This window comes from Pseudomonas sp., from assembly GCF_050739995.1.
GTDB lineage: Bacteria > Pseudomonadota > Gammaproteobacteria > Pseudomonadales > Pseudomonadaceae > Aquipseudomonas.
This window is the reverse complement of record NZ_JBOICG010000433.1, coordinates 1-4398: the sequence shown is the minus strand read 5'-3', so window position 1 is coordinate 4398 and position 4398 is coordinate 1. Positions and strand designations below refer to the sequence as shown.

The window sequence follows — 4398 nt, the reverse complement described above, 5'->3', positions numbered from 1 at the left end:
CCCTCTGGCCCTGTTGAGCATCCTCAGCGGGTGCAACAGCCAGGCCGACACTGCCGCCGAAGCGCCCCTGCCCCGCCCGGTGCTGGCGGCCAAAGTCGAAGCGGCGGGTGCCCAACAAAGCGCCTACACCGGCGTGGTCGCGGCCCGTACCGAAAGCGACCTGGGTTTCCGGGTCGGCGGCAAGGTCATCGAGCGCAAGGTCGACCCCGGTCAACACGTCTCCCGAGGCGATACCTTGCTGGTGTTGGACATCGGCGACTTCGAACTGGCCCTGCGCTCTGCCAAGAACCGTGTCAACGCCGCCCAGGCGCAATTGCGCCAGCGGCGCGATGATGAAAACCGCTACCAGCGCCTAGCCAATACTGGCGCGGTGTCGCGGCAGATTTTCGACCAGTCGGCGACCAACCTGCGCGTCGCCGAAGCCGAGCTTGCCGCCGCGCAATCCGACGCCAGCCAGATCGAAAACCGTCGCACCTACTCGGTGCTCAGGGCCGACGGCGACGGCATCATCACGGACGTTCGTGTGGAGCGCGGCCAAGTGGTCGCCGAAGGGCAAATCGTCGCGCGCCTGGCCCATGACGGCGCCCGTGAAGCCATCGTCAACCTGCCGGAAACCCAGCGCGACCAAGCCTCGCAAAGAGCCTTGGCGTTCCCCTTCGGCGCACCGGAGCAAGCGGTCACTGCGACCCTGCGCGAGCTGTCCGCCAGCGCTGACCCGGTCACCCGCACCTACCGCGCCCGCTACGTCTTGCACGGCCCTGTCGAGCGTTTTGCCCTCGGTTCCACTATCACCGTGCGCCTGCAAGGCAACGGCCAAGCCCAACAAACCCGCGTACCCATGGGCGCGCTGCAGGACACCGGAGCAGGCAGCGGCCTATGGCTGATTGGTGATGACAACAAGGTCAGCTTCGCCCCGGTACAAATCGCCAGCCTCGGCCAGGAAGAGGCCTTGCTCGACAGCGGCGTGACACCCGGGCAAATCATCGTCGCCCTCGGTGCACACCTGCTGCACAGCGGGGATACGGTGCGCCTGTTACCCGCCCAGGAACTGGCCCTCAACCGCCAACAGGACCACTGAGCATGCGCGGCATCAACCTCTCCGAACTGGCGGTAAAGCACCGCTCGGTCACGCTGTTTTTGATCATCGCCATCCTCGCTGCCGGAGTCTTCTCGTTCGGCAAGCTGGGGCGCGCCGAAGACCCGTCGTTTACCGTCAAGGTCATGACCATCACCGCCGCCTGGCCCGGTGCCACGGCCCAGGAAATGCAGGAACAGGTGGCCGACCGCCTGGAAAAACGCCTGCAGGAACTGGACTACTACGACCGCGTCGAGACCATCGCCCAGCCGGGTTTCGTGTCAATGCGCATGACCTACAAGGAGTCAACGCGCCCCAGCGAGGTCCAGGACCTGTTCTACCAGACCCGCAAGAAGCTCAGCGACGAAGCTGCAAAGCTGCCCAAAGGCGTGATTGGGCCGTTCTTCAACGACGAATACTCCGATGTGTACTTCGCCTTGTACGCCCTGGAGGCCGAACACCTGCCCCATCGCCAGCAAGTGCAGATGGCCGAAGAACTGCGCCAGGGTTTGCTCAACCTGCCGGGGGTAAAGAAGGTCAATATCCTGGGTGAGCAGGCGCAGCGGATCTTTGTCGAGTTCTCCTATGAACGCCTGGCCACCCTGGGCATCAAGCCGGACCAGATCTTCGCCGCCCTCGCCGCACAGAACGCCGTGGCGCCATCGGGCTTTGTAGAAACCGCCGGGGCACGTGCCTATATCCGTATCGATGGCGCCTTCGACAGCCTGTCGCTGATCGAAAACGTCCCGCTGGAAGCCAACGGGCGGGTGCTGCGCATCGCCGATGTCGCCAGCGTCAGCCGCGGCTATGAAGACCCGCCCAGCTACCGTATCCGCCACCAGGGCGACCCGGCGTTGATGCTCGGTGTGATCATGGAAAAACACTGGAACGGCCTGGAGCTGGACAAAAGCCTCAAGACCCAGGAAGCCAGAATCCAGGCTGACCTACCGTTGGGCGTGAACTTCGCCAAGGTCTCCGACCAAGCGAAAAACATTAGCCTGGCCGTAAATGAGTTCATGCTGAAGTTCTTCGTCGCATTGGCCGTGGTGATGGTCATCAGCCTGTTGGCCCTGGGCTTTCGCGTAGGCTTGGTGGTGGCCGCTGCGGTGCCGCTGACCTTGTCGGTCGTGTTTGTAATCATGCTGCTCACCGGGCGCGAGTTCGACCGCATCACCCTCGGCGCGCTGATTATTTCCCTGGGTTTATTGGTGGACGACGCGATCATTGCCATCGAGATGATGGTGGTGAAGCTGGAGGAAGGTTTTGACCGGATTCACGCCGCCACCTTTGCCTGGCACTCCACCGCCGCGCCCATGCTCACCGGCACCTTGGTGACGATTATCGGCTTTCTACCGGTGGGGTTTGCCCGTTCGGGGGCCGGGGAATATGCCGGCAATATTTTCTGGATCGTGGGTTTTGCACTGATCTCATCCTGGCTGGTGGCCGTGGTCTTCACGCCGTACCTGGGCGTGAAGTTGCTGCCGCCAATCAAACCAGTCCCCGGTGGCCACGACGCGATTTACGCCGGACGCTATTACCAGGCACTGCGTGGTTTAGTCGAAACCTGCGTGCGTCGGCGCTGGTGGGTAACGGGCTTGGTCGTAGCCGCTTTTGTACTCTGCGGGCTGGGCATGGGTGTGGTGAAGAAACAGTTCTTTCCCAATTCCGACCGCTCCGAACTGATCCTTGAGGTGTACCTGCCGCCCGGCAGCGCGTTCAAAGCCACCGAGGCGGTGGCGGCGCAGTTGGAAAAAGCCTTGCTGCAAGAGCCGCAAACCAGTCTGGTGAACACCTACGTGGGCGGCGGTGCGCCACGCTTTTTCCTGTCATTGAACCCTGAGCTGCCCGATCCGGCCTTCGCCAAGTTGATCGTGCAGACGCCGGACTCCCATGCCCGCGACACCTTGAAACGGCACATGCGTGAGCGCATCGCCGCCGGTGAATTTCCGGCGGCCCGCGTGCGCGTAACGCAATTACTGTTCGGCCCGCCAGTGCCATTCCCGGTGGTGTTCCGTGTGTCCGGGCCGAATGTGGACGTGCTTCGCGGCGTGTCTGAAGACGTGCGTCGTGTCGTGGCCGCCAACAAGCTCACCCGGGATGCCTTCCTCGACTGGGGCGAGCGCACCAGCGGTTATCGCCTGGTCCTGGATCAAGACCGCCTGCGTTTGCTGGGCTTCACGCCCAACGAGGTCAAGTCCCAGCTCAATGCCTTGCTCAGCGGTAACCCGATCACCGAGGTGCGTGAAGGCAATCGTACCGTTACGGTGGTCGCCCGTGCCCAGGGCAACCAGCGCGAGAACCTCGGCAACCTCAACAACATGACCCTGACCAACAGCGCCGGCACGTCGGTGCCGCTGGCACAGGTCGGGCACTTCAAGGCGGTGATGGAAGAACCGATCCTCAAGCGCCGCAACCGCGCGGCCACCATGGAGGTACGCGCCGACATCATCGACGGCGTGCAACCGCCCGACGTGGAAATGGCCGTGTACAAAGACCTGCAACCGTTGATCGCCAAGCTGCCCGCCGGTTACCAGATCGACATCGGCGGCCCCGTGGAGGAAAGCGCCAAGGCCAACGTCGCGTTGGCGGCGCTGTTCCCAATCATGATCCTGTTGACCCTCACGGTGATCATGTTCCAGGTGCGCTCGTTCGGCGTGATGTTCATGGTGTTCGCCACCGCGCCGTTGGGCTTGATCGGTGCGATGCCGACCTTGCTGCTGTTCAACCAGCCATTCGGGTTCAACGCCATTCTGGGCTTGATCGGGATTGGCGGCATCCTGATGCGCAACACGCTGATCTTCACCGACCAGATCCGCCAGAACCAGGAACACGGCATGGCGATCCGCGAGGCGATCATCGAAGCCACCGTGCGCCGGGCCAGGCCGGTGATCCTGACCGCGCTGGCCGCGGCGCTGGCATTCATCCCGCTGACGTTCTCGGTGTTCTGGTCATCCCTGGCCTATGTGCTGATTGGCGGCGTATTGGTGGGCACGGTGTTGACGCTGCTGTTCCTGCCGGCGCTGTGCAGTTTAGTGCTGGGTCGGGAGAAGACACGGGCTGTCGAAACATCCCACGCAACCGCCGGATAAGCTCTACTCCCCTGCCCTGAAAACCTCTGCAAAGTCCCTCGCCTGATCACACAGTGCGAGGGATTGCAGATGGTTTATCAAGTGAATGCTCCAGTTGACGGGGCTGTGTTTTGAATCCGGCCATTGGCAGGCTGGCCCTGACCCCAATGGATGCAAAGACGGTCGATGCTGAAGTCGTCTTCCGTGAATTTCGTGAATGCCTGAACACGTTTGACGACTGGGCTGAACGCTTCT

2 protein-coding genes are annotated in these 4398 nt (G+C 62.6%); both read left to right on the top strand.

Annotated elements, in window-relative coordinates; genetic code table 11:
- A partial coding sequence (locus ACRESD_RS14470) for an efflux RND transporter periplasmic adaptor subunit (protein ID WP_431751535.1) occupies nt 1-1078 on the top strand: 1078 nt, incomplete at its 5' end.
- A gap of 2 nt (nt 1079-1080) precedes the next feature.
- Nucleotides 1081-4164 carry an efflux RND transporter permease subunit gene (locus ACRESD_RS14465; protein ID WP_431751534.1) on the top strand — a complete coding sequence of 1028 codons (3084 nt, stop codon included), beginning with the start codon at nt 1081-1083 and terminating at the stop codon, nt 4162-4164.
- Nucleotides 4165-4398: the final 234 nt, after the last annotated feature.